Raw genomic sequence first — 24,268 nt, forward strand, 5'->3', positions numbered from 1 at the left:
GAGAACAATAAAAATGATCTTCACCCCGGAACACGAAGCACTGCGCCGCACCGTCCGCCAATTCGTCGAGCACGAAATCAACCCGCACGTCGATGAATGGGAAAAGGCCGGACGCTTTCCAATCCACGAGATTTTCCGCAAGGCCGGCGACCTCGGTCTGCTGGGGATTTCCAAGCCGGAAAAATTCGGCGGCATGGGTCTCGACTACAGCTATTCGATTGTCGCCGCCGAAGAGTTCGGCACCATTCATTGTGGCGGCATTCCGATGTCGATCGGCGTGCAGACCGACATGTGCACCCCGGCGCTGGCCCGTTTCGGCTCCGATGAATTGCGCGACGAATTCCTCCGTCCGGCGATCACCGGCGAGCAGGTCGGTTGCATCGGCGTCTCGGAAGTCGGTGCCGGCTCCGACGTCGCCGGGCTCAAGACCACCGCGCGCAAGGACGGCGACGACTACGTGATCAACGGCAGCAAGATGTGGATCACCAACTCGCCCAGCGCCGACTTCATCTGCCTGCTGGCCAACACCTCGGACGACAAGCCGCACATCAACAAGTCGCTGATCATGGTGCCGATGAACACCCCGGGCATCAGCCTCAGCTCGCACCTGGACAAGCTCGGCATGCGCAGCTCGGAAACCGCCCAGGTGTTTTTCGATAATGTGCGTGTGCCGCAGCGCAACCGCATCGGCCACGAAGGCGCCGGGTTCATGATGCAGATGCTGCAGTTCCAGGAAGAACGCCTGTTCGGCGCGGCGAACATGATCAAGGGTCTGGAATATTGCGTCGACAGCACCATCGAGTACTGCAAGGAGCGCAAGACCTTCGGCAACGCGCTGATCGACAATCAGGTGATCCACTTCCGCCTCGCCGAACTGCAGACCGAAATCGAATGCCTGCGAGCGCTGGTCTATCAGGCCACCGAGCAATATGTGAAAGGTCAGGACGTCACGCGCCTGGCGTCGATGGCCAAGCTCAAGGCCGGCCGTCTCGGCCGTGAAGTCAGCGACAGCTGCCTGCAATATTGGGGCGGCATGGGCTTCATGTGGGACAACCCGGTGGCCCGCGCCTATCGCGACGTGCGGCTGGTTTCGATCGGCGGCGGCGCCGACGAAATCATGCTGGGGATCATCTGCAAACTCATGGGCATCCTGCCGGGGAAAAAGAAATGAGCCCCCTGCCCGACTGTCAGACTCTGCTGCTGGAACTGCACGGCGGCGTGCTGCACATCACCCTCAATCGCCCGGACAGCCGCAATGCGATGAGCCTGCAAATGGTCGCCGAACTGCGCGCGGTATTGGCGGCGGTGCGCGATGACCGCGGGGTTCGCGCTCTGATCCTCAGCGGTGCCGGTGGGCATTTCTGTGCGGGGGGCGACATCAAGGACATGGCCAATGCCCGTGCCCAAGGCACCGACGCTTACCGCGAGTTGAACCGCGCCTTTGGAGCCCTGCTGCAAGAGGCTCAGGACGCACCACAAGTGCTGATCACCGTTTTACAGGGCGCAGTGCTCGGTGGTGGTTTCGGGCTGGCATGTGTCAGCGATATCGCCATGGCCGATCATCAGGCGCAGTTCGGCCTGCCGGAAACCAGCCTCGGTCTGCTGCCGGCGCAGATCGCGCCATTCGTGGTGCAGCGCATCGGCCTGACCGAGACCCGCCGACTGGCACTGACCGCTGCGCGTTTCGATGGTCATCAGGCGCGGCGGTTGGGGCTGGTGCATTTCGTCGAGCAGGATCCGCAGGCACTGGCAGAACGACTCGACGAAGTGCTCGACCATGTTTTGTGCTGCGCACCCGAAGCGAATGCGGCGACCAAAAAACTGCTGCTCGCCAGTGCCGGGCAGCCTTCGAGTGAATTGCTGGATGAAGCGGCGCGGTGGTTCAGCGAAGCGGTGACCGGGGCCGAAGGGATCGAGGGCACCATGGCTTTCGTGCAAAAGCGTAAACCGCGATGGGCCCCTTAAAAGCTTCGCGAGCAGGCTCGCTCCCACAGCTTTCGTGAACGATGCAAATTCCTTGTGGGAGCGGGCTTGCTCGCGAAGAGGCCAGCCAACCCACCGCCAAATACTCAGGAAGATCAACATGCCCGCCCTCCACAAAATCCTGATCGCCAACCGCGGTGAAATCACCTGCCGCATCCAGCGCACCGCCCAGGCCCTCGGCTATCGCACCGTCGCCGTATTCAGCGATGCAGACGCCGATGCCCTGCACGTGCAGATGGCCGACCAAGCGGTGAACATCGGCCCGGCAGCGGTGCAACAGTCCTACCTGAACATCCCGGCGATCCTCGACGCCGCCCGCCGCAGCGGTGCCGACGCGATCCATCCCGGCTATGGCTTCCTCTCGGAAAACGCCGGATTCGCCCGCGCCTGCGCAGCGGCCAACCTGACCTTCATCGGCCCCAGCGCCGAGGCCATCGAACTGATGGGCAGCAAGCGCCTGTCGAAAATCGCCATGCTCGACGCCGGTGTTCCTTGCATCGCCGGCTATCAAGGCGCCGCGCAGGACGACGCCACTCTGCTGCGTGAAGCCGAGCGCATCGGCTACCCGCTGATGATCAAGGCCAGTGCTGGCGGCGGTGGACGCGGCATGCGTCTGGTGCACAGCAGCGAGGAATTGCCGGCGCAATTGCGCACCGCCCGCTCCGAAGCGCTGAACGGTTTCGGCAGCGACGAACTGATCCTCGAACAGGCACTGATCGAACCACGGCACGTCGAGGTACAACTGTTCGGCGATCATCACGGCAACCTGATCTACCTCGGCGAGCGCGATTGCTCGGTGCAGCGCCGCCATCAGAAAGTCGTCGAGGAGGCACCCTGCCCGGTGATGACCCGCGAGTTGCGCCAGGCCATGGGCGAAGCGGCATTGAAGGCTGGCCGAGCGGTGAATTACCTCGGTGCCGGCACCGTCGAGTTTCTGCTCGATGCCCGTGGGCAGTTCTACTTTCTGGAAATGAACACGCGTCTGCAGGTCGAGCATCCGGTGACCGAACTGATCACCGGGCAGGATCTGGTCGCCTGGCAATTGGCCGTCGCCGAAGGGCAGCCGCTGCCGTTGACTCAGGATCAGGTCGCGCTGAACGGTCACGCCATGGAAGTGCGTCTGTATGCCGAAGATCCGACGCAGAATTTCCTGCCGCAGACCGGTCGTGTACAGGCCTGGGAACCGGCGTTGTGTCCGGGGGCGCGGATCGATCATGGCTTGCTCGAAGGTCAGTCGATCAGCCCGTTTTATGATCCGATGCTCGGCAAACTGATCGCCCACGGCGCCACTCGCGAGGAGGCACGGCGCAAGCTGCTGCGCGCGGTGCAGGACAGCGTGCTGCTCGGCGTTCAGAGCAACCAGCGTTTGCTGGTCAGCCTGCTGCAGCATCCGCAGTTCATCAGCGGCGAGTTCAGCACCGCGTTCATTGCTCAGCATTTCACTGACCACCCATGCCTGCACACTTACGCCCCCACTGCCGAGGAGCTGGCCATCGCCGCCGTGCTGTTTTATCAGGCTGGCGCGCAGGTGCATCGTGCGCCGCTCAAGGGTTGGCGCAACAATGTCGGCGCGCCGCTCAATTACCGCCTCGGGCTTGAACAGCAGGACTGGAGCTTGCAACTGCTTGCGGACGGCGCTGGCCGCTTCACCGTGAACGTGATGCAGCGCGCACTGGTACTGACCGTCATCAATTGCGACGAGCGCTCGGTGACGCTGGAAGTCGACGGCCTGCGCCAGCGTCACGCCTACCGGATCGATGACGAAGAACTCTGGCTGTTCACCCACCCCGGCAACCTGCGCCTGGAGGATCGAACTCATGCGCTGATCAGCAGTCAGAGCAGCGTCAGCTCCGGCACCCTGAAGGCGCCGATGGACGGTGCCATCATCGACGTGCTGGTCAGCGAAGGCAGCCCGGTCAGCAAGGGTCAGTTGCTGGTGGTGCTGGAGGCAATGAAAATGGAGCATCCGCTCAAGGCCGGCATCGATGGCGTGCTCAAGCGGGTGCAGGTCAAGGTCGGCGATCAGGTAAAAAATCGTCAGGTTCTGTTGCAGGTCGAGTGAGTCGCCAGGCGCAAACGCAAGGTTTGACTACGCTCTGATCTATCAGGACGCGTAAATCAGGAAACCTGCGATGCCCCATTGGCTGGTCATTGATCTGGAAGCCACCACAGATGAAGGTGGCTGGCCGGTTACGGAAATGGAAATCATCGAAATCGGCGCGACGCTGGTCGACCGTGCCGGTCGCGAGCAGGATCACTTTCAGCGGTTCGTCAAACCGACCCGGCGGCCGTTGCTGACGCCGTTCTGCCGTGAGCTCACGCACATCACCCAGGCCAACATCGACACCGCACAGCCGCTGAGCGAGGTCTGGCCGGCGTTTGAACGCTGGCTCGGGCAACATCAGACGCGCCTCGAAGGCTGGGCCAGTTGGGGCGATTACGACCGCAAGCAGTTGCTCCAGGAATGGCAGCGCCTGCAACTCGACAGCCTGCTGAGCCGGGTGCCGCACATGAACCTCAAGCAGCGCTTTGCCAAAGCTCGGCGCCTGGAACGACCGTTGGGCCTGAACGGTGCGCTGCAACTGGCCGGCATGCAGTTCAGCGGTCAACAGCACCGGGCCCTGGAAGATGCGCGCAATACCGCGCGGTTGCTGCCGTTGGTCTTGCCACTCTGAAGTCAGGGCGAGAACTCGCCGGACACGCCCCGGGCAGGTGACGGCGCAGGGAGCCTTGTGCATACTGGCCAGCCCTTTTTAACCCTTTTTTGCCCTTTTCGAGAGGAATCGCCCATGTTCAAAGTCAACGAGTACTTCGACGGCACCGTCAAGTCGATCGCTTTTGGCACCGCTGAAGGTCCGGCGACCATCGGCGTCATGGCCCCGGGCGAATACGAATTCGGTACCGCTCAGCGCGAGATCATGCACGTGGTCTCCGGTGCGCTGACCGTCAAACTGCCGGACAGCAGCGACTGGGAAACCTTCGCCGCCGGCAGCCAGTTCAACGTTCCGGCCAACAGCAAGTTCCAGCTGAAAGTCGCCGTTGATACCGCTTACCTGTGCGAATACCGCGGCTAAGCCCACGGTTTTTCCCGGTGCAAAAATTGCCCGTGTCCATGGACACGGGCATTTTCATTTCTGGCCTCGGTTACTCGAGGATTTCCACCGGCATTCCGACTTCCAGTTGACCATTGCTGTCGTTGACCAAATTTTGCCCGAACATCGCACCATCGGCCTGCGCACGGTATTTCTGCAGGGTCGCCAGCGGTTCGCGATCAGCACTGCGTTCGCCGGTTTGCGGATCGATGGTGGTCAGAATGCAGCGCGAGCAAGGCTTCACCACGCGGAAATCGACGTCACCGATACGCATGCGCTTCCAGCCGTCCTCGGCGAACGCCGCGCTGCCTTCAATCACCAGATTCGGCCGAAAGCGCAACATCTCCAGCGGTCGTCCGACCTTTTGCACCAGATCCTCAAGTGACGCTTCGCCAATCAGCAACAGCGGGAAACCGTCAGCGAACGCGACCTGATCGTCCTCACGGCCATAACCGGCCTGCGTCATGCGCGCGCGATCAAGCGGCACCTGCACCAGACGGGTCGGTTTGCCGATGAAATCGCTGACCCAGCGGGCCGCTGCATCACCGGCATCCGGCACGCGCAGGGTGTCACGCCAGATGGTCACACCGCGCAAGTCGGAATCGGCCTCGGGCAATGGCACGTCCAGCGCGGCAAGCCCGGGGGCACTCAGGGTCAGACCGCCCTGCGCATTCCACAGCGCCGACAACTGGCTCATTTTCGCCTCGGCCCGCTGGGTCAGAAAGCGGCCGCTGGCTTCATCCACGAGCATCCAGCGTCGGTCCCCTGCAAGGCCCAGTTTGTCCAGGCCAATCGATTGCAGAATCTCGGGTTTGCCGGATTTCAACGGATAACGATAAAGCGCGCTCAGACGCAGCATGGCCAGCTCCCTGGTGGGCAAAAAAGCCACCCTATACGAGCTTTATCGGCGAATCAAAGACAGATGCGCGCCCCCCTGAAAAGATAACTTTGTGGCGAGGGGATTTATCCCCGATGGGGCGCGAAGCGGCCCCACCTGAATCAAGAAGCGGGACCGCTGCGCAGTCCATCGGGGATAAATCCCCTCGCTACAGGGTTTCGTCAGGCTGGCACTTCATCGAGCATCAGACGCTGACGCACCACATCGACCAGTTTGTCCGGCTGGAATTTGGAGAGGAAGTTGTCGCAACCGACCTTCTTCACCATCGAGTCGTTGAAGCTGCCGGACAGCGAAGTGTGCAACACCACGTACAGACCGCGCAGACGCGGATCGTTGCGGATCTCGGTGGTCAGGCGATAGCCGTCCATTTCCGGCATCTCCGCGTCGGTGAACACCATCAACAGCTTGTCGGTCATGTTCACGCCGGTATCGGCCCAGGCCTTGAGCATGTTCAGCGCCTTCAGACCGTCACTGGCGATGTGCATTTTCACCCCGAGCTGGCCAAGGGTGTCGCGCAGTTGCGAAAGCGCCACGTTGGAGTCGTCCACCAGCAGCACTTCGCGGCCACGGGCACGCTCCAGCACCGGATCATCGAGCTTGTCACGCGAGACCTTGGCGTTGTACGGGACGATTTCGGCGAGGACTTTCTCGACGTCGATGATTTCCACCAATTGATCGTCAACCTTGCTGATTGCAGTCAGGTAGTGCTGGCGGCCAGCACTGGTCGGCGGCGGCAGAATGGCTTCCCAGTTCATGTTGACGATGCGATCCACGCCACCGACGAGGAAAGCCTGCACCGAACGGTTGTACTCGGTGACGATGATGGTGCTGTTCGGGCCCGGCACCAGCGGGCGCATGCCGATCGCCTGAGACAGATCGATCACCGGCAGCGTCTGCCCACGCAGGTTGACCACGCCGCAGACAAACGGGTGACGCTGTGGCATCAGGGTCAACTTCGGCAGTTGGAGAACTTCCTGAACCTTGAACACGTTGATCGCGAACAATTGGCGTCCGGCCAGTCGAAACATGAGAATTTCCAGGCGATTCTCACCCACCAGTTGCGTGCGTTGGTCTACCGTGTCGAGAATGCCGGCCATCAATGACTCCTGGGCTTGTTCTGATGAATTCACTACTAAGTGGGGTTATCGGCTGTTTATGGCGATTCTTGATCCCCACAAAATTCACCATCAAAATGCCACACATGGGCATTGATGTCACATTAACATCATGGTTTACTGACCCGGTGTTTTCATCTGCTACATTCTCTTCTGGCGCGACCACAGTTTGCGCCACAGGTTCCCGCGCGTAAGGGAATCCCCTAGGAACAATCAGGCCCAACCTGATGTTCGCAATATCCAATAGCCATTAATGTGACGCCATTCTCATTGCATGAACGGAGTCAGGCTATTGTGTGCGATCGCAGGTCAGTGGAACCCCACCCTCTGGAAAACCTCAGCCAGTGCACTTGCACGGTGGGGCGCGATCTCCCGACGGTTCATGATCGTCGACACACACGGCATTCCCTCATCAGACATGACGCTGTGGAGATAAGCATGCCAATCGACCGTAAAGACTGGGCGCAACGCTTTCCCGAATTCCTCGTCGAAGCTGAAACACTCCTGGCCAAGTCCGAAGAGTGCCTGAGCCACCTGCAATTGATCAGCAACGACAAAGACGCCATCGACTGCATGCGCAGTACCCTGCTCAAGCTTGCGAGTCGAGCTGAAGCACTGGCACTGGAGGCGATCTCCGAGTTTTCCCTGCACATTCACAGCCTGCTCGACCACGCGCCGGACCCTGTCGATCTGCATGCACAGGCGCTGAATGCGCTGCAGGACTGTTTCACCTTGATGGCCTGGCAGATTGAACTGGTCGATCACAATACCGGCCAATTGAGCCTGGATGGCAGCGAACAAACCTCACTGATCGAAGCTTTCGCGTTTCAGGTCGGTCAAAACCAGTTCAAGCCACCGCTCCGGCCTCAGCCGGTTTCGCTGTTGTCTTATTCCGAGCGTCAGGCGTGATCCGCCGCATTCAAAGCGTAAATCCAGGCTGAAGACGGGAATCGCTGAATGTCGCAATTGGATAGTTCATACCTGCCAGCGACAATTCGAATTAAATAATCACACCTGACACCAGCGGATATTCTGCCGCGGCCTCAGGGTTTGCCTGTATCTGTGTAACGATCAACTTCGAACCGCACGGATCTCTACCAAGCACAATAAAACGACATTTTCCATAATGGAACTCACGTCCAACATGACGTATTTCCTGACTCATTGGACATATATGGCAAACGCGACCAACGGTATCTTAAGTGGTATTATGCCGACCGTTAGTTGCTTTCAACTAATGGCACAGTGATTCAGCGACTGTCATCCAACGAACTTGATGGTCGAATATCGTTCACTGTACTTCGTTAAAATCAATAACATAATTGACAGCATTTTCAGACAGAGATCCGCCAGCCACCGGCCGGTCTGCCCGTAGCGAACATCCATTGGCTCCATCCGTTATGTACGCCAGCCTCAAGTCAATCATCAAATGGCCACCGTCCCGGGAAAATGCACGCCGGTTCACTCTCATATTGAGTGTCATCGCCGCCGCTGGCAGCCTGCTGACCTACGGATTGTCTGCTCCGCTCTCACTGGGTCTGCTGCTGTTGAATATTGCCGCCACTGCTTGTGTCTGGGTGCAATATCGACTGTCGCGCAAATCGATCAAGTTTCAGCCTCAGGAACTCGCCGACCGTTTGCTGGAAGTCCAGGAAAACGAACGCCACCGTCTCAGCCGTGAACTGCACGACGATATCGGCCAGTTACTGACAGCGGCCAAGCTGCAAAGTGAATGGTTGAAAAAACGCCTGCCAGCCGACTTGCAAGCGCAATGCTCGACACTCTGCGACACCCTTGATGAAACCCTCAACAAGGTGCGCGACGTTTCCGCCATTCTCAATCCGCGCCAACTGACCAGCCTCGGGCTGGAGGCCAGTCTGCGCGCGCACCTGCTCAAGACCCTGGCGAACACCTCGGTGCACTGGAGCCTCGATTGCCAGCAACGGCTCAATGGCATTCCGGAAGAAATGGCGGTCGCTGCCTTTCGCATTGCCCAGGAAGCGGTCACCAACATTCTGCGTCACGCGCAGGCCAGCAATCTGCTGATCCGCATGCAACGCTTGCCAAAAGGCCTGACGCTGTTGATCAGCGACGACGGCCAAGGCTTTGCGCCTGCCGCGGATCCGGGCCGGGAAGGACAGCGCGGAATGGCCGGGATGGCCGAAAGGATCGAACAGTTGGGCGGCACGCTGAACGTCATCAGCGAGCCGGGCAAAGGCACTCAAATCGAAGCACTATTCCCCTGGGCGCCCCGTGCACTCGAGCGGGCCAGTACGAATAAGGTTATGCGTTGACTTGTAACTTACTTCTGGTGGATGACCACTCGCTGATCAGGGCCGGCGTGCGCGCTCTGGTGCTCGATATTCCCGGTTACGCGGTCGTTGGCGAAGCCAGCGACGGCTCGCAGTTGCTCGAAATGGTCGAGCAACTGGCGCCCGACATCGTGTTGCTGGATATCTCGATGAAGGAAACCGGTGGCCTGGAAGCCTTGCAACGGCTCAAGCGGGTGCGCCCGCAAAGCAAGGTGCTGATTCTCTCGATGCACACCGATCCGGCGCTGATCATGCAGGCGCTGGAATCCGGCGCGCACGGTTACCTGCTCAAGGACACCACGGCCACCGAGCTTGAACACGCCCTCGAAGCCTTGCGTAATAACGAGCGCTACCTGAGCCCGGCCATCGCCCACACCGTGATCAACCAGGCGCTGACCCGCACGCAGAAAAACCAGCCGGAAGTCGCCGACTCGCACAATCTGACGGCACGCCAGCTGGAAATCCTGCGGTTGATCGTACGCGGCAAATCCACCCGGGAGATCGCCAACGGCCTGGGCCTGAGCATCAAGACCGTCGAGACCCACCGCTCGCAGATCATGAAACGCCTGCAGATCTACGACGTGGCGGGTCTGGTGCTGTTCGCGGTGCGCGAACAGATCATCAGTCTGGACGACTGATCGAACCCGCGCCGCCCAACAGCGGCGAATGCTCCGGCAAATGCACCTGCAAGGCGGCGGGGCGCGCCTCGAAACGCAGGCTGTCGCCCTCCAGCGGCTCGCCGTCAAGGTTGATGCTCAGCCCCTCGGCGACCTTGATTTCGACCCAGGGCAAACGGGCCCGGACAAACATATTGTCGAGGCCGAAGCCGTCGCTGAGCAGGTTCTTCAGCGTGCCCACCAACTCCTGTGGCGCCGGCAGAATACTGATGTCCAATAGACCATCGTCCGCCAGTGCCTGCGGGCACAAGACGTGTCCGCCGCCTGCCTGACGACCGTTGCCGATGCCCAATGCGAGCAGCTCGCCGCTCCAGTGAAAGTCCGGCCCTTGCAGTTCACCGTAAGCCGCGTGCAGCTCACTGAAGCGCGACAAACCGGTGAACAGATAGGCGGCCCCGCCGAGCACTTTTTTCAGATCTTCAGAGGTATTGGCCGTGACCTGGCTGCCGAAACCACCCGTCGCCATGTTCAGGAAAATCTGCCCACCGACTTCGCCCAGGTCAATCTTGCGCGGTGGCACGTCCAGCATTTCCAGTGCTTCGGCCGGCTCCAGCGGGATCCCCGCCGCGCGGGAAAAATCGTTAGCCGTTCCTAGCGGCAACAGCACCAGACTGGCCTCGTCCGGATGCGCGGCAAGCGCTTCAGCGATATCGCGCAACGTGCCATCTCCGCCTCCGGCGATGATCTTCCGATAGCCACTCGCCAGTGCTTCTTCCACCAGACGCTGAGCGTCACCGGCCTCCCAGGTCAGCCTTACGGCCAATTCCCAGCCCTGCTTGCGTTTGCCTTCGACGGCGGCGCGAACCGCCTCATTGAGTGCCTGCTTGCCATGCAGAATCAACAGCGCCCTGCGTTCACTCATTACGGTCACTCCCCAAGATTGAATCGGTATGAAACATCTTGACCACTGGTGCAGGCAAAAAAGCCATGGGAACACCATTTAATTCAAGCGACTGACCTGTTGCGTCCTACGCGACGGTATTTTTTCTTACAACATGTGAGGAATCGGCTCAATTGACCGGACACGATCCTTGATTCACCTTGTGCAGGTGGTATCAATTTTCGATTCAACAACACAAGGATGTGCAGGTAATGATTGGATACACCCTCGGAGCTGTTGGCAGTCTGGATGACGGGAAGGCCGGTGCGCTTACATTTGAAACAGCCGATGGACATTTCCATGCCAAGCCATGAAGCCAGAATTGCAAATAGTCCAGTTGCCCCTCTGGACGAAAGTCGCGCCAGTCACAAATCCGATTTCAGAAAGAACGCCAGAACCGCTGGAGAAGTTGATATGGAACCGCGCGTGACCGAACTGGAAACCCACCTCAAATACATTCGTCGGGATATGGACGAAGTTCGCGGGGATGTAAAGACCATCAAGCACCGTCTCGCCTATTCGGCGGGTGCGACGGCGGTGGTCCTGGGACTGCTGGGATGGGTTGCCAACAGCCGGTTCGATCAGTTGGTCACACTGATGAGCCATTGACAGAGGAATGCAGGCATCGACGCGGTATCGGTCGAGCCTGCAATTACCGGAAGCGGATCAGCCGAGCAGGTCGCTCAGGGGAATGAACCCGACCTCATCGCCTTCTACCAGCGTGCGGCCTTCCAGCACCTCTACCAGACCATCCGCCCAGGCCGCGCTGCGCAGCACACCGGAGCTTTGATTGCGGTAGATGATCGCCCGCCCCTGCTCGAGACGACCGCGCAGGTATTCGCGCCGATTGCCGGCCACAGGCCAGACAAAACCTGCCGGAACCGTAAACTTCAGGGGTTCGACATCCTGTACGCCCTGACGCCGCAACAAGTAGGGCCGCGTGAGCAGAGCAAAGGTCACCAGCGTCGAAGCGGGGTTGCCCGGCAGGCCGATGACCGGCACCTTGCGAAAATGACCGAATGTCAGCGGCTTGCCCGGTTTGATGGCCAGTTTCCACAGCGCCAGCTCGCCCTCTTCCCGCAATGCGATGCCAAGAAAATCCGCTTCACCGACCGACACGCCTCCGGTCGAGAGAATCAGGTCGACACCCTGCAAGTCGCCAAGGCGCGCCCGCGTGGTCGCCAGATCGTCCGGAAGAATACCGGCATCAATCACTTCACAACCCAGGCGCTGCAGCCAGCTGCACAACACCACCCGATTACTGTTGTAGATCTGCCCCGGCCCCAGCGGCCGGCCCGGCTCGACCAGCTCATCGCCGGTGGACAGCACCGCCACTCGGACCTTGCGTACCACATTCAGCCCGGCACACCCCTGCGACGCCGCCAGACCTTGTTCGATCGGTCCCAGCCGGGTACCTGCAGCCAGAATCAACTCACCCACCGTGGTTTCCTGGCCTTGCGGGCGAATGTTCTGGCCGACGCTCATGGTTTCGATGAAACGCACGCTGCCATCGTCCTGAACTTCGGCGTTCTCCTGCATTTCCACGCAATCGGCCCCGTCAGGCACTGGCGCACCGGTGAAGATCCGCGCGCAGGTACCGGGCTTCAACGGCTCAGGCGCCTGCCCGGCAAAGACTTTCTGGCTGACCGGCAGCGGTGCGCCGGTCCAGTCGGCCAGATTCAGGGCATAACCATCCATGGCGCTATTTGGCCAGGGTGGTAGGTCCAGGGTCGAAACCAGGTCCTCGGCGAGCACCCGCCCCTCGACTTCGGCCAAGGGCAGAAACTCGCGTTCGACAATCGGCGAGGCTTCAGCCATCTCCAGCAGGCGGGCCAACGCTTGCTCGACAGGCATCAGGCTGCCGGTCTTGCCCGGCTTACCCACGGGATTCACAGGGCGCCGCCTGTTTCAGGTGAGGGACGAAGTTGCACGGACGGTGCCGCGAATCCAGCTGTTCGGCGAGAATGCCGTCCCAACCGGTGCGCACCGCATTGGTCGAACCTGGCAGGCAGCACACCAGTGTGCCATTGGCCAGGCCGGCCAGTGCCCGCGACTGCACGGTCGAAGTACCGATATCGGCCACCGAGATCTGGCGGAACAGTTCACCGAAGCCGTCAACCTGCTTGTCGAGCAGACAAGCCACGGCTTCAGGCGTGCTGTCACGCCCGGTGAAACCAGTGCCGCCGGTAATCAACACGACCTGCACGACGTCCTCGGCAATCCAGTGGGCAACTTGCGCGCGGATCTTGTACAGGTCATCTTTGAGCAGGACCCGTTCGGCCAAGCGGTGACCGGCAGCAGTCAGGCGGTCGACGAAGACCTGGCCTGAGGTGTCGGTTTCCAGGGTTCGGGTATCGCTGACAGTCAGCACCGCAATGTTCAGCGGCGCAAAAGGTACATCGGCCTTGGCTTTCATTAGGCTCGTCCAGTTGTAGGAGAAACAGCCCGGTGTTATATCACAGCGCCTGAATTTTTCGCCGCCCCGCTGGAGAGCTGCCATGACCTCGAATACGCCATTGCCCCCCTGCTCCATTCTGCTCCTGGCAGGCGGACGCGGCCAGCGCATGGGCGGCCAGGACAAAGGGCTGGTTGAATGGCAGGGTGAGCCGCTGATTGCGCATTTGCAGCGCAAGGTCCGACCGCTGACTGACGATCTGATCATCTCCTGCAATCGCAATCACGAGCGTTATGCAGCCTACGCCGATCAATTGGTCAGCGATGAGCAAGGCGATTTTCCCGGTCCCCTGGCCGGCATCCTCGCCGGACTCAAGGCCGCCCGCCAGCCACACCTGCTGGTCTTGCCCTGCGATGTGCCGCAAATCGAGGCCGCGCTGTTGCAGGACATGCGTGAAACCGCCGGCCGGTTTCCTGAAAAACCTTTAATGTTGCGTCACGACGACCACTGGGAACCCCTGCTGTGTGTAATTCCCGTCGCCCTGTTGCCCGCCTTCGAAACCGCGTGGAACGCCGGCGAACGCAGCCCCGGCCGGATCATGCGCAATCTCGGCGCGACTGCCCTGCAATGCCCGGACAATGACCCGCGCCTGGCCAACCTGAACACCCCCGAACTGTTAAATACGCACAACACTGTGTCAGACTGACAGCATTCAAGGAACTCTCACGCCTTGTACACGTCTCAAGCTCAGTAACCAAAAGTATTCCCATTCGGAGACACACCCATGACTCAACGGACCCTCGCCACTTTCATGCTCGCACTGGGCCTGGCTACCCTCGCTGGTTGCTCGTCGCCAACAGTGATCACCTTGAATGATGGTCGCGAAATCCAGGCCGTCGACACCCCGAAATACGATGAAGATTCGGGCTTCTACGAGTTCAAGCAACTGGACGGCAAAGAGACCCGCATCAACAAGGATCAGGTTCGTACCGTTAAAGAGCTGTAAGCTTTACGTCGATACCGGATACAGAAAAGCCCGCATTGATGCGGGCTTTTTCATGGGCGCTGGATAGTGAGTGGCGTCACCATTGCAAGGTGATCTGGCTCTCGAACTCGCGCGCCTCACCGGTCACTGGGTCGATAAACCGCAAACCCTGCGCCAGCAGCTTGAGCGGATTGGCGTAATCATCCTCAACGTCTTTCAACACATCCGGGTAGAACGGATCGTTGCAGATACTCGCCCCCAGCGCGGTCATGTGTACCCGCAACTGATGCTTCTTGCCGGTTACAGGGTAAAGGCCATAGCGCCACAGATCACCGTTCTTTTCCCGGACTTCCACCGCTGTTTCCGTATTGGCCGCGCCTGGCCCTTCCTGCATGCGGAAGAATGGTTCGCCATCGATCAGACGGCTTTTGTGTACCAGGGGAAATTCCAGCTCCGGAAGCGCATGGGCAATCGCCTCATAGCGTTTATCGATCTGCCGCGTAGGGAACAGCGACTGATAAGCGGAGCGGGTATGTGGGTTAGCCGAAAAGATCACTAAGCCTGCCGTGTGCCGGTCAATGCGGTGCAGTGGCACCAGATGCGGATTATCGAGGCGACGGATCAGACGGCGCAGCAACGTCTGTTCGACGTACTCGCCGGCCGGTGTCACCGGCAGGAAGTGCGGCTTGTCCGCCACCACCAGATGTTCGTCCGCATACAGGATCGACTCGACCACCGGGATCGGTTTTTCATCCGGCACTTCACGGAAGTAGTGAATACGCAGGCCTTCCTTGTACGGCAGATCCAGCGCAATCGGCTGTCCCTGCCCATCCAGTACCCGGCCCCGGGCGATCCGGTCCATCCATTGCTCGCGACTGATCGCACTGAAATGCTCACACAGGCAATCAAGGACGGTAGGCCAACTGCCCGGAGGAAGGTAAAGGGTGCTGGCCTGATTCTGCGCAGCGGAAAACGTTGGTGTGGACATACGGAAATTCGAACCCTCAATGCAGGTCGGCATTATCCAACACTGAGCGATACGAACCTAGCGCCGATTCCACCGCCCGCTTCAGGCCGGGATCGACTTGAGCGCGGCGGCTTCGGTGAATTCCTTGAGCCAGCGCAGCACATCGACCGCCTCCCAGCGCCCCGGGTCATACAAGGCGTACAGCAAGCCCTGATAACCGACCACATCCAGCTGCTTGTGATAACCGGCACGCTGGAACAGCGCCTCGATCTCGGCAAAACAGGTGTTGAAATGCAGTTTGTTGAAAGGCGTCTTGCCCTCCGTGACCAGCCCGTCCAGGCGCAACTCGAGGACCGCCTCGCGCACCACGTCAACCGACATCCGGTTCACGCTGTTCTTCAACTGTTCGACATTGACCACGGTTCGTCCCTCTGACTGCCGGATTCACCTGCTCAAGTCATGCAAAGCAGCAGGCCAACCCAATTACTGTATGCACATACAGTAACCGAATAAACCACAGAGTGCCAAGGGAAGGATGCACGGTCACGACCGGCGGAAAGCCATGTCGCGTCACCGAAGAAAAGGCTCAGCGCAGGAATGCCACGACCTGATCGGCATTGAACGGCCAGCTCAGCTCCGCACCATTATCAACACGGCGCAGCACCGGAATCCGCAGGCTGTAAGCCTCGAACCAGGACTCATCGTCGGCAATATCCACCAGTTCGACCAGCAGACCGTGCTCGACGAAAGGCATCAACTCGGCTTCTGCCAACTCACACAAATGGCATCCCAAGGTGCCGAACAACTGACATTCAGGAGGCATGATCGCTCAACCGGAAAAATGAGCATTCATTTTAGGCCTGCCTCGAAAACCCGTCGAGCCGCTGCCGCCCAAAGGCCCGAGCACGGCAACCAGTACGCAAAACCCTGACGCAAATCAGTCCAGAGAAAAGCCAATCAGGCCATGCTCCCGGGCTTTTTGCCTCTACGCTTGAGAAGCCTGAGCCTGACATCGGAGTGCCTTGTGTTTGCCAACCTGCTGATCATCCTCGCCTCATCCCTGGTGATGATTGCCCTGTTTCGCCGCCTGCGCTTGCCGCCGGTGCTGGGCTATCTGTGCGTGGGCCTGATGGTGGGCCCGACCGCGTTCAACTGGGTCAACGAGAGCGAGCACCTGCCGGACGTGGCCGAGTTGGGCGTGGTGTTTCTGCTGTTTTCGCTGGGCCTGGAGTTTTCCCTGTCGAAAATGATCGCGCTGCGCCAGGTGGTGTTTCGCCTGGGCAGTCAGCAGGTATTGCTCAGCACCGGGGTGCTCGGGCTGGTGCTGATCCTGCTGGGCATGCCGCTGGCCCCGGCAATGTTGCTCGGGGCCGGGCTGTCGTTGTCGTCGACGGCGATTGTCACCAAGGAGTTGAGCAGCCTGGGCGAAGTGTTCAGCAGCCACGGGCAGAACGCGGTCGGGGTCTTGCTGTTTCAGGACGTGGTCGCGGTGTTGTTGCTGACCCTGGTGCCAGTGTTCGCCGGGAGCAGCACGCAAGCCTGGTACTGGGCCTTGCCATTGACGCTGGTGAAGACCGTGGTGCTGTTTTTCGGTCTGCTGCTGGCCAGCCGCTGGTTGCTGCCACGGCTGTTCCACGAAGTGGCCGCGTCGCGCTCGGCGGAATTGTTCGTCCTGCTGGCGCTGGTGATTGTGCTGCTGACCGCCTGGCTGACACACCTGCTGGGCCTGTCCCCTGCCCTTGGCGCATTTCTCGCCGGCATGCTGTTGGGCGAGAGCCACTATCGCCATCAGATCGAGGCCGACATCCGGCCGTTTCGCGACATCCTGCTCGGGGTGTTTTTCGTCAGCATCGGCATGCTGATCGACCTGCAACTGTTCGTCAGTCACAGCCTGCTGATTCTCGGCCTGACCCTCGGTCTGATGCTGATCAAAGGCACGGTCGTCGCGCTTTTGGTGAAGTGGCGCGGCAGCGATCACGAAACTGCCTGGCGCAGCGGCCTGGCGTTGGCGCAGGGCGGGGAATTCTGCTTCGCATTGATGGCGCAGATGCAGCAAAACCGCATGCTGCCTGACGAACTGGGCGGCCTGCTGCTGGCGGCGACGTTCTGCTCGATGTTGCTGACCCCGCTATTGTTGCGCGGGGCACCGAAAATTGCCCTGCGCCTGCATCGCAAGCCGAATCAGGAGGCGCAAATCGAGGAAATCAGCGCCCTCAATGCCGGTCTGGATCAACATGTGGTGATTTGCGGCTACGGGCGCGTTGGCCAGTCCATCGGCCGCTTCATGCGCAATGCCAATCAACCTTACATCGCGTTGGACAACGATCCGGTGCGCGTGCAGGAAGCCGCGTCCGAGGAAAGTGATGTGCATTATGGCGACTCATCGCGCGGTGACTTGCTAACGGCCATCGGATTGTTGCGCGCGAAACTGCTGGTGATCGCCGTGGATCAGAGCGATGTCAGTCTGCGAATTCTCAAGGAAGCGCGCCGGCTCAATGCGCGGATACCGATTCTGGTGCGCACCCGCGATGACAGCCAATGGGCTGAACTCAAAGCGGCCGGCGCCACCGAAGTGGTGCCGGAGTTATTGGAGTCGAGCCTGATGCTCGCCTCCCACGCCTTGATCATGCTCGGTCTGCCAGCTCATCAGGTACAGGAGAAAGTCGACCAGGTGCGCATCAATCGCTATCGCCTGTTGCATGGCTTTTACCCCGGCACCGACGACAAGGAAACTTAGTCCTGACTGACCGCGCCGATCTTGTGCAGCGACAGGTCGGCGCCGTAATACTCTTGTTCCTGACTCAGGCGCAGGCCGTGCAAGGCCTTGATCACGCCGTAAACGGCGAATCCGCCGAGCAATGCGACCACCACACCGAGCGCAGTGCCGATCAACTGACTGATCAGGCTGACGCCACCGAGGCCACCCAGCGCAGTCTGGCCGAAGATGCCGCAAGCGATCCCGCCCCACACCCCGCACAAACCGTGCAACGGCCAGACGCCGAGTACATCGTCGATACGCCATTTGACTTGCGCGGCGGTAAAGCACCAGACAAACAGTGCACCGGCAATCGCGCCGGTCACCAGCGCACCCACCGGGTGCATCAGGTCGGAACCGGCGCAGATCGCCACCAGCCCGGCCAACGGACCGTTGTGCAGGAAGCCCGGGTCATTGCGCCCGACGATCAGCGCCGCCACCGTGCCGCCGACCATGGCCATCAGCGAGTTGACCGCCACCAGACCGCTGACGCCCTGCAAGGTCTGCGCGCTCATCACGTTGAAGCCGAACCAGCCGACAATCAGAATCCACGAGCCCAGCGCCAGAAACGGAATGCTCGACGGCGCGAACGCCACCAGCCGCCCTTCGCGATAACGGCCGTTACGCGGGCCGAGCAGCAAAACCGCCGCCAGTGCCAGCCAGCCGCCCATGGCGTGCACCACCACCGATCCGGCGAAATCATGGAACGCCGCGCCAAAGCGCGCCGTCAGCCAGGCCTGCAGACCGAAGTTGCCGTTCCAGACCATGCCCTCGAAAAACGGGTAGATGAACGCCACGATCAGCGCCGTTGCACACAACTGCGGAACGAAGCGCGCACGCTCGGCAATCCCGCCGGAGATGATCGCCGGAATTGCCGCTGCAAACGTCAGCAGGAAGAAAAACTTCACCAGCCCATATCCGTGATCGGCACTCAGCACCGCCGCCGGTTGCATGAAGGTGACCCCATAGGAGATCCAATAGCCTATAAAGAAATAGGCCAGGGTCGAAACGGCAAAGTCGCTGAGGATCTTCGACAGTGCGTTGACCTGGTTTTTCTGGCGCACCGTGCCGACTTCAAGGAAGGCGAAACCGGCGTGCATCGCCAGCACCATCACCGCACCGATCAGAATGAACAACGTGTTGGAGCTGTGAACCAGCGTGTCCACAGCGCTTTGCAGATTTTCCATAAAGAGGCAGACCTGAAGGCTAAAAAGGCACCAAAGCGGTTCGCGCGGACAATTCATGCACCAAGTTGCGACCGGTCGGTCTGCGCAATGAAGCTGCGATGAACCGGTTTGGCGCACAAGGTCGATGTCCTGACACGAACCAGGATTATTTGAGTTAAGGTTTTGCTGCATGTACGCCCGCCAACAGCGCACGGCGGCAGCAGAACGCACCACGACATAGCAAAAGCTGTACCAGTCATTTGTACTGAACCTTCGCGCAAGGCTCATACTCGAACGCTTCAGACGTCACTTACGGAGATCCACCCATGGCCAGCATCAAGGCAAAGACTGCTCAAGAAATCCTGATGAACGACTTCCAGACTCTGGTCGCCGACACCGAGCGGCTGCTCGAACACACCGCGTCCCTGGCGGGCGATCAGGCTGATGAGCTGCGTGATCAGATTCATGACAGCCTGTTGCGCGCCCGGGAAACCCTGAAGCTGACCGAAGACACCCTGCGCGATCGCGGTCAGGCGGCGGTCACCGCCACCGAAGACTACGTGTCCGCCAATCCTTGGCAGTCGGTGGGCATCGCCGCCGGGGTGGGCTTCCTGATTGGCCTGCTGGCCACTCGGCGCTGATCATGTCGATCGGCGAATCCGGCCTGGGGTCGGGCACCTCCTCTTCCACGCGGCGTCTGGGCGCCGCTGTTCTCGGCTTGCTGCACAGCCATGTCGAACTGTTCGGCATTGAATTGCAGGAGCAGAAATCACGCACCGTCAGCCTGTTGCTGTTCGCAGGGCTGGCGCTGGTGTTTGCCCTGCTGTTGCTGGTGGGTCTGTCGACGCTGGTGCTGATCGTGTTCTGGGATACCTATCGTCTGGCAGCGATCATCGGCCTGTGCGTGTTCTACACCCTGGCGGCCGCTTTCTGCGGGCTGCGTCTCAAGGCAGCAGTCTTCGATGAATCCTCGCCCTTCCACGGCACGCTGGAAGAATTGGCCAATGATCGGGAGCGCCTGCTGCCATGAGCCTGCCTGAACTGCCACACAACAGCTCGCGCCGGGAAATGCGCAAGGCGCTGATCCGCCTGCGCATGGAAATGCATCGTCAGGAAATCCGCCACGAAGCCGGGCAAGTGCTGCAGCCCTTGCAGCGCATGCGCGGCATGACGCAAAACCTGCAAGGCGGCTTCGGCATCAAGCACGCGCCGCTTTGGGGCGTGGCCGCCGTCACCCTGCTGGGCTTCATCACCGGCAAAGGCGCAAAAAGCGGCGGTGTTGGCGGGCTGACCCGGCTGATACGGCTGGGCACCAGCCTCGGGCCACTGATCAAACTGGTCATGCAGAGTTCGGGCAAACGCTAAGCCGACGCATCTGGCTACATTCTTGCAATATCCGCGGGATGAACCTCTTTACCCGGAGGTTCAATCCCGCGCGCCTACCCGGTCGGCGGGGTTCATCCAGAACAAGAACGACTAAGGAGGCCCCGTGATCGACGGGCAACCGCTCGCCTGCTTTCAACCTTTCATCGATACCGCCACCGGACGTATTGCAGGCGTCGAAGCATTGGGTCGCCTGCGCCAGCCTGACGGCCAACTGGCCTCGGTCGGGCCGTTGTTTGCCGACCCACGCACACCCGCCATCGCCCTGCGCCGGCTCGACCGGCAGATCCGCGACAACGCCCTGAGCCGACTGCATGAAGCCCCCGCCGAGTGGTTTCTCAGCCTGAACATGTCGCCGCGCTGGATCAGTCGCCTGCGCGCCGATCAACCGCTGCCCAGCCTCAAGCAGATGCTGCGCCACGGCGTCGATCCGCAACGCATCGTGTTCGAGATCACTGAACTGGGCGGCAATGGTCAGCGTCTGGCCGAAGTGGTGGCACGCTACCGCGAGGCAGGAGCGCGGATCGCCATCGATGACTTCGGCGCCGGTTACTCGCAGCTCGATCGGGTGCTGGCGTTGCAGCCGGACATTCTCAAACTCGACATGCGCCTGTTTCAGGCTGCCGCACTGGGCGGGCCGAGCAGTGACGTGGTCAAGGCTCTGGCGCAAATGGCTGAAAAAACCGGCTGCTGGATCATCGCCGAAGGCGTGGAAACCGAGGCCCAGCTCAATTTCGCCCTGGAATGCGGTTCGCGCTACGTTCAGGGTTTCCTGTTCGCCCGGGCGCAGGAGGCGTTTTATCCGACCGACGCCTTCGTGCAGCGCTTCGCCGAACTGCGCCAGCGTTACGTGCGGCAGAAACTGGCCGAACGCGGGCGCCTGATGCAGATGCGCCAGCAACTCGGCGAACTGATGGCGATCCTCCAGAGCTGGGCTCAGGCCCACGCGCCGCTGAGTGCGCTGCCGCAACTCGAAGCCTTCCCGTGGTTGCTGCGGTTCTACCAATGCGACCGTCACGGCACCCAACTCACGCCCAACCTCGAATGGCGCAACAACGGCTGGGTCGCCGATAACCGCTATCTGGGCCACAACTGGTCATGGCGTCCGTACTTCTATCATTTGCTCGCCGAAGGCTGGGAAGAGCGGCGCCTGACCCTGTCCAGCACCTACCGCGATGCCACCAGCAACCAGTATTGCCTGACCGCCGGGCAGTTCTTCGATAACGGCGAGCGCCTGCTGCTGATCGATATTGATGCCGCGGGCTTGTAGTTCCGCTTGCAGGTGTGTGGCTGAACCGGGAAGCTAGGGCAACAGTCATCCCAGTCACCGACGGAGAGAACCAGCCTTGGATTGGCAGACCCTGCTCAACCGCGAACGCCTTGGAAAACCGCTGCACAGCCCGCAAGAACTGGGCCGCAGCCCGTTCCACAAAGACCACGACCGCATCATCTTCTCCGGTGCCTTCCGCCGTCTGGGCCGCAAGACCCAGGTGCATCCGGTATCGAGTAACGACCACATCCACACCCGCCTGACCCATTCGCTGGAGGTCAGTTGTGTGGGCCGTTCGCTGGGCATGCGCGTCGGTGAAACCTTGCGCAGCGCCCTGCCCGACTGGTGCGACCCGAGCGATCTGGGCATGGTCGTGCAATCGGCCTGCCTGGCCCATGACATCGGCAACCCGCCGTTCGGCCACTCCGGTGAAGATGCGATTCGGCACTGGTTCCAGCAGGCGGCCGGGCGCGGCTGGCTCGACGGCATGAGCGAAGCCGAGCGCGGTGACTTCCTCAATTTCGAAGGCAACGCGCAAGGCTTCCGGGTGCTGACTCAGCTTGAGTATCACCAGTTCGACGGCGGTACCCGCCTCACCTACGCCACCCTCGGCACCTATCTGAAGTATCCGTGGACCGCACGTCACGCCGACTCGCTGGGCTACAAGAAACACAAGTTCGGCTGCTATCAGAGCGAACTGCCGCTGCTGGAGCAGATCGCCCACAAGCTCGGCCTGCCACAACTGGAAGACCAGCGCTGGGCGCGCCACCCATTGGTGTACCTGATGGAGGCCGCCGACGACATTTGTTACGCGCTGATCGACCTCGAAGACGGCCTGGAAATGGAGCTGCTGGAGTACGCGGAAGTCGAATCGCTGCTGCTCGGTCTGGTGGGAGACGATCTGCCGGAAACCTATCGCCAGCTCGGCCCGCAGGATTCGCGTCGACGCAAACTGGCGATCCTGCGCGGCAAGGCCATCGAGCACCTGACCAACGCCGCTGCCCGGGCATTCGTCGAGCAACAGGATGCGCTGCTGGCCGGCACCCTGCACGGCGACCTGGTGGAACACATGCACGGCCCGGCCAAACGCTGCGTACTCAACGCCAAGGACATCGCCCGCAAGAAAATCTTCCAGGACAAACGCAAGACGCTGCATGAAATCGGCGCCTACACCACCCTGGAAATCCTCCTCAACGCGTTCTGCGGCGCGGCCCTGGAGCAACATGGCGGCCGCACGCCGTCGTTCAAGAGCCGCCGGATCCTCGATCTGCTGGGCAACAATGCGCCGGATCCCCATGGCCCGCTGCACACCTCGTTCCTGCGCATGATCGACTTCATCGCCGGGATGACCGACAGCTACGCCAGTGACATGGCGCTGGAAATGACCGGGCGTTCCAGCCACTGACAGAAAAAAAGTTGCTCAACCGGGTCAGGCAACTGCCCGGATGAGCGATACCTCGATTGAACCGGTTCTCTGGTCTCAGGCAAACGGATCGACTGAAAGGTAAATCCGTTTAACAGCCAACTACGCAAACAAAACCTTGTTTATTCAAGGTTCGACAAGCAACTTAAAACATTCAGATAAACAAATCAGCACAACACTTCCTTACGCGACACAGAGTTTGGTCGTAGTCGGTTTCCTTTTAGTGCGTAGGACTTATCCTATATTGCCGCAACAGCCCCGGGAGTTCATGCGGCAGCTCATTTATCTGAGCTAAGGTGCGCCCTTTATTCGCGCACGTATGGGATTTGATTATGAACTCCGTTTTTATTGTCGATGATCACCCCGTCATCCGACTTGCCGTTCGAATGCTGCTCGAGCATGAAGGTTACAAGGTCGTCGGCGAAACCGATAACGGGGTCGATGCCATGCAAATGGTCCGCGAATGCATGCCCGACCTGATCATCCTTGATATCAGCATACCCAAACTCGACGGCCTGGAAGTTCTCGCCCGGTTCAACGCCATGGGCACCCCGCTCAAAACCCTGGTACTGACGGCGCAATGCCCGACGCTGTTCGGCATTCGCTGCATGCAGTCCGGTGCATCCGGTTATGTCTGCAAAGTGGAAGACTTGAGTGAACTGGTCAGTGCGATCAAGGCGGTACTTTCCGGTTACAACTATTTCCCCAGCCAGGCATTGAATCCGGTACGCCTCGACGACGTGCGTTATGCCGAACTGGAGTTATTCAAATCCGTCAACGACCGCGAGCTGATGGTCCTGCAATTATTTGCCCAAGGGCGCACCAACAAGGAAATAGCCAAGGGCATGTTTCTCAGTAACAAGACAGTCAGTACCTACAAAAAACGCCTGATGCAAAAACTCAAGGCCAGATCTCTGGTGGAACTGATCGAGATGGCCAAACGCAACGCGCTAGTGTGAGAGCCTGA

Annotated in this window: 27 protein-coding genes and 1 pseudogene; 19 read left to right on the plus strand and 9 right to left on the minus strand. The window is 60.3% G+C overall.

Annotation, left to right across the window (positions count from 1 at the left end; translation table 11 throughout):
• Nucleotides 1-13 precede the first annotated feature (13 nt).
• The 6 genes and pseudogenes from atuD (at nt 14) to J1G18_RS11375 (ending at nt 5,057) form a co-directional block, all read left to right on the plus strand.
• The gene (atuD, locus tag J1G18_RS11355) at nt 14-1,171 is read left to right on the plus strand and encodes a citronellyl-CoA dehydrogenase (protein WP_115983977.1); all 1,158 of its coding nucleotides are present in this window, start codon (nt 14-16) and stop codon (nt 1,169-1,171) included.
• On the plus strand, nt 1,168-1,965 hold the full coding sequence (locus J1G18_RS11360; RefSeq protein ID WP_223007675.1) for an enoyl-CoA hydratase/isomerase family protein: 798 nt from the start codon (nt 1,168-1,170) through the stop codon (nt 1,963-1,965). Before atuD ends, J1G18_RS11360 begins: the two co-directional genes overlap by 4 nt.
• 118 nt (nt 1,966-2,083) lie before the next feature.
• Nucleotides 2,084-3,566, plus strand: a pseudogene (locus J1G18_RS11365) (acetyl/propionyl/methylcrotonyl-CoA carboxylase subunit alpha); the annotation flags it as partial.
• Between the two features lie 77 nt (nt 3,567-3,643).
• The gene (locus J1G18_RS28395; RefSeq protein WP_410477710.1) at nt 3,644-4,045 is read left to right on the plus strand and encodes an acetyl-CoA carboxylase biotin carboxyl carrier protein subunit; all 402 of its coding nucleotides are present in this window, start codon (nt 3,644-3,646) and stop codon (nt 4,043-4,045) included.
• 70 nt (nt 4,046-4,115) lie between these two features.
• Nucleotides 4,116-4,658 carry an exonuclease domain-containing protein gene (locus J1G18_RS11370; RefSeq protein WP_134786998.1) on the plus strand — a complete coding sequence of 181 codons (543 nt, stop codon included), beginning with the start codon at nt 4,116-4,118 and terminating at the stop codon, nt 4,656-4,658.
• Nucleotides 4,659-4,772: 114 nt separating this feature from the next.
• Nucleotides 4,773-5,057 (plus strand): pyrimidine/purine nucleoside phosphorylase, encoded by a 285-nt coding sequence (locus tag J1G18_RS11375; RefSeq protein ID WP_003226701.1) that lies wholly within the window; start codon nt 4,773-4,775, stop codon nt 5,055-5,057.
• A gap of 70 nt (nt 5,058-5,127) precedes the next feature.
• Here J1G18_RS11375 and J1G18_RS11380 read toward each other — a convergent pair whose 3' ends face one another.
• Together J1G18_RS11380 and J1G18_RS11385 are read right to left on the minus strand one after the other, a co-directional pair.
• Nucleotides 5,128-5,934, minus strand: a complete 807-nt coding sequence (locus J1G18_RS11380; protein WP_223007679.1) for an MOSC domain-containing protein — start codon at nt 5,932-5,934, stop codon at nt 5,128-5,130.
• Nucleotides 5,935-6,134: 200 nt separating this feature from the next.
• A complete protein-coding gene (locus J1G18_RS11385; RefSeq protein ID WP_003226705.1) occupies nt 6,135-7,070 on the minus strand; it encodes a chemotaxis protein CheV in 936 nt (311 codons plus the stop codon).
• A 456-nt stretch (nt 7,071-7,526) separates the two neighbouring features.
• Between J1G18_RS11385 and J1G18_RS11390 the strand changes: the two genes are divergently transcribed.
• From J1G18_RS11390 to J1G18_RS11400, 3 genes are all read left to right on the plus strand, one after another.
• Complete coding sequence (locus tag J1G18_RS11390; RefSeq protein ID WP_223007681.1) at nt 7,527-7,997, plus strand: hypothetical protein; 471 nt, start codon at nt 7,527-7,529, stop codon at nt 7,995-7,997.
• A gap of 491 nt (nt 7,998-8,488) precedes the next feature.
• Nucleotides 8,489-9,382: a sensor histidine kinase gene (locus J1G18_RS11395; RefSeq protein ID WP_223007756.1), complete on the plus strand. Its 894-nt coding sequence runs from the start codon at nt 8,489-8,491 to the stop codon at nt 9,380-9,382.
• The gene (locus J1G18_RS11400) at nt 9,379-10,038 is read left to right on the plus strand and encodes a response regulator transcription factor (protein ID WP_007969079.1); all 660 of its coding nucleotides are present in this window, start codon (nt 9,379-9,381) and stop codon (nt 10,036-10,038) included. Before J1G18_RS11395 ends, J1G18_RS11400 begins: the two co-directional genes overlap by 4 nt.
• Here J1G18_RS11400 and yegS read toward each other — a convergent pair.
• Nucleotides 10,022-10,939: a lipid kinase YegS gene (gene yegS, locus J1G18_RS11405; protein WP_096794975.1), complete on the minus strand. Its 918-nt coding sequence runs from the start codon at nt 10,937-10,939 to the stop codon at nt 10,022-10,024. The genes J1G18_RS11400 and yegS overlap by 17 nt on opposite strands.
• A 318-nt stretch (nt 10,940-11,257) precedes the next feature.
• On the opposite strand from yegS, the gene J1G18_RS11410 reads away from it, so the two are divergent.
• Nucleotides 11,258-11,566, plus strand: coding sequence for a hypothetical protein (locus J1G18_RS11410; protein WP_171061883.1), 309 nt, complete (start codon nt 11,258-11,260; stop codon nt 11,564-11,566).
• A gap of 57 nt (nt 11,567-11,623) precedes the next feature.
• Here the strand turns inward: J1G18_RS11410 and glp are convergent, their stop codons facing one another.
• Together glp and moaB are read right to left on the minus strand one after the other, a co-directional pair.
• Nucleotides 11,624-12,850 carry a gephyrin-like molybdotransferase Glp gene (glp, locus tag J1G18_RS11415; RefSeq protein ID WP_223007683.1) on the minus strand — a complete coding sequence of 409 codons (1,227 nt, stop codon included), beginning with the start codon at nt 12,848-12,850 and terminating at the stop codon, nt 11,624-11,626.
• Nucleotides 12,834-13,373 carry a molybdenum cofactor biosynthesis protein B gene (gene moaB / locus J1G18_RS11420; protein WP_003226719.1) on the minus strand — a complete coding sequence of 180 codons (540 nt, stop codon included), beginning with the start codon at nt 13,371-13,373 and terminating at the stop codon, nt 12,834-12,836. Before moaB ends, glp begins: the two co-directional genes overlap by 17 nt.
• 82 nt (nt 13,374-13,455) lie before the next feature.
• Here moaB and mobA point away from each other — a divergent pair, with 82 nt between their 5' ends.
• Together mobA and J1G18_RS11430 are read left to right on the plus strand one after the other, a co-directional pair.
• Nucleotides 13,456-14,058 carry a molybdenum cofactor guanylyltransferase MobA gene (gene mobA / locus J1G18_RS11425; RefSeq protein ID WP_223007685.1) on the plus strand — a complete coding sequence of 201 codons (603 nt, stop codon included), beginning with the start codon at nt 13,456-13,458 and terminating at the stop codon, nt 14,056-14,058.
• A gap of 78 nt (nt 14,059-14,136) precedes the next feature.
• Complete coding sequence (locus tag J1G18_RS11430; protein ID WP_003226722.1) at nt 14,137-14,358, plus strand: YgdI/YgdR family lipoprotein; 222 nt, start codon at nt 14,137-14,139, stop codon at nt 14,356-14,358.
• A gap of 76 nt (nt 14,359-14,434) precedes the next feature.
• On the opposite strand, the gene J1G18_RS11435 is transcribed toward J1G18_RS11430, so the two are convergent.
• From J1G18_RS11435 to J1G18_RS11445, 3 genes are all read right to left on the minus strand, one after another.
• Nucleotides 14,435-15,325: a pseudouridine synthase gene (locus tag J1G18_RS11435; protein ID WP_134787002.1), complete on the minus strand. Its 891-nt coding sequence runs from the start codon at nt 15,323-15,325 to the stop codon at nt 14,435-14,437.
• An 81-nt stretch (nt 15,326-15,406) separates the two neighbouring features.
• Nucleotides 15,407-15,724, minus strand: a complete 318-nt coding sequence (locus J1G18_RS11440; RefSeq protein WP_003226726.1) for a transcriptional regulator — start codon at nt 15,722-15,724, stop codon at nt 15,407-15,409.
• A 166-nt stretch (nt 15,725-15,890) separates the two neighbouring features.
• The gene (locus tag J1G18_RS11445) at nt 15,891-16,127 is read right to left on the minus strand and encodes a glutaredoxin family protein (RefSeq protein ID WP_098964882.1); all 237 of its coding nucleotides are present in this window, start codon (nt 16,125-16,127) and stop codon (nt 15,891-15,893) included.
• A gap of 201 nt (nt 16,128-16,328) precedes the next feature.
• On the opposite strand from J1G18_RS11445, the gene J1G18_RS11450 reads away from it, so the two are divergent.
• The gene (locus J1G18_RS11450) at nt 16,329-18,041 is read left to right on the plus strand and encodes a cation:proton antiporter (RefSeq protein ID WP_098964883.1); all 1,713 of its coding nucleotides are present in this window, start codon (nt 16,329-16,331) and stop codon (nt 18,039-18,041) included.
• Here the strand turns inward: J1G18_RS11450 and J1G18_RS11455 are convergent.
• On the minus strand, nt 18,038-19,246 hold the full coding sequence (locus tag J1G18_RS11455; protein WP_027613424.1) for an ammonium transporter: 1,209 nt from the start codon (nt 19,244-19,246) through the stop codon (nt 18,038-18,040). The genes J1G18_RS11450 and J1G18_RS11455 overlap by 4 nt on opposite strands.
• Nucleotides 19,247-19,551: 305 nt before the next feature.
• Between J1G18_RS11455 and J1G18_RS11460 the strand changes: the two genes are divergently transcribed.
• From J1G18_RS11460 to J1G18_RS11485, 6 genes are all read left to right on the plus strand, one after another.
• Nucleotides 19,552-19,866 carry a YqjD family protein gene (locus tag J1G18_RS11460; RefSeq protein WP_003226733.1) on the plus strand — a complete coding sequence of 105 codons (315 nt, stop codon included), beginning with the start codon at nt 19,552-19,554 and terminating at the stop codon, nt 19,864-19,866.
• 2 nt (nt 19,867-19,868) lie between these two features.
• Complete coding sequence (locus J1G18_RS11465; RefSeq protein ID WP_027613425.1) at nt 19,869-20,255, plus strand: phage holin family protein; 387 nt, start codon at nt 19,869-19,871, stop codon at nt 20,253-20,255.
• Nucleotides 20,252-20,590 (plus strand): hypothetical protein, encoded by a 339-nt coding sequence (locus J1G18_RS11470; RefSeq protein ID WP_027613426.1) that lies wholly within the window; start codon nt 20,252-20,254, stop codon nt 20,588-20,590. The genes J1G18_RS11465 and J1G18_RS11470 overlap by 4 nt, the downstream gene beginning before the upstream one ends.
• A 124-nt stretch (nt 20,591-20,714) precedes the next feature.
• Nucleotides 20,715-21,878, plus strand: coding sequence for an EAL domain-containing protein (locus J1G18_RS11475; protein ID WP_096794968.1), 1,164 nt, complete (start codon nt 20,715-20,717; stop codon nt 21,876-21,878).
• Between the two features lie 76 nt (nt 21,879-21,954).
• Nucleotides 21,955-23,283: a deoxyguanosinetriphosphate triphosphohydrolase gene (locus J1G18_RS11480; protein WP_003226741.1), complete on the plus strand. Its 1,329-nt coding sequence runs from the start codon at nt 21,955-21,957 to the stop codon at nt 23,281-23,283.
• Nucleotides 23,284-23,633: 350 nt separating this feature from the next.
• Nucleotides 23,634-24,260, plus strand: a complete 627-nt coding sequence (locus J1G18_RS11485; RefSeq protein ID WP_098964885.1) for a response regulator transcription factor — start codon at nt 23,634-23,636, stop codon at nt 24,258-24,260.
• The last annotated feature ends 8 nt before the right edge of the window (nt 24,261-24,268 follow it).

Origin of the sequence: Pseudomonas sp. MIS38, from assembly GCF_019891575.1 — a bacterium.
In the GTDB taxonomy this organism is placed as follows: domain Bacteria; phylum Pseudomonadota; class Gammaproteobacteria; order Pseudomonadales; family Pseudomonadaceae; genus Aquipseudomonas; species Aquipseudomonas putida_A.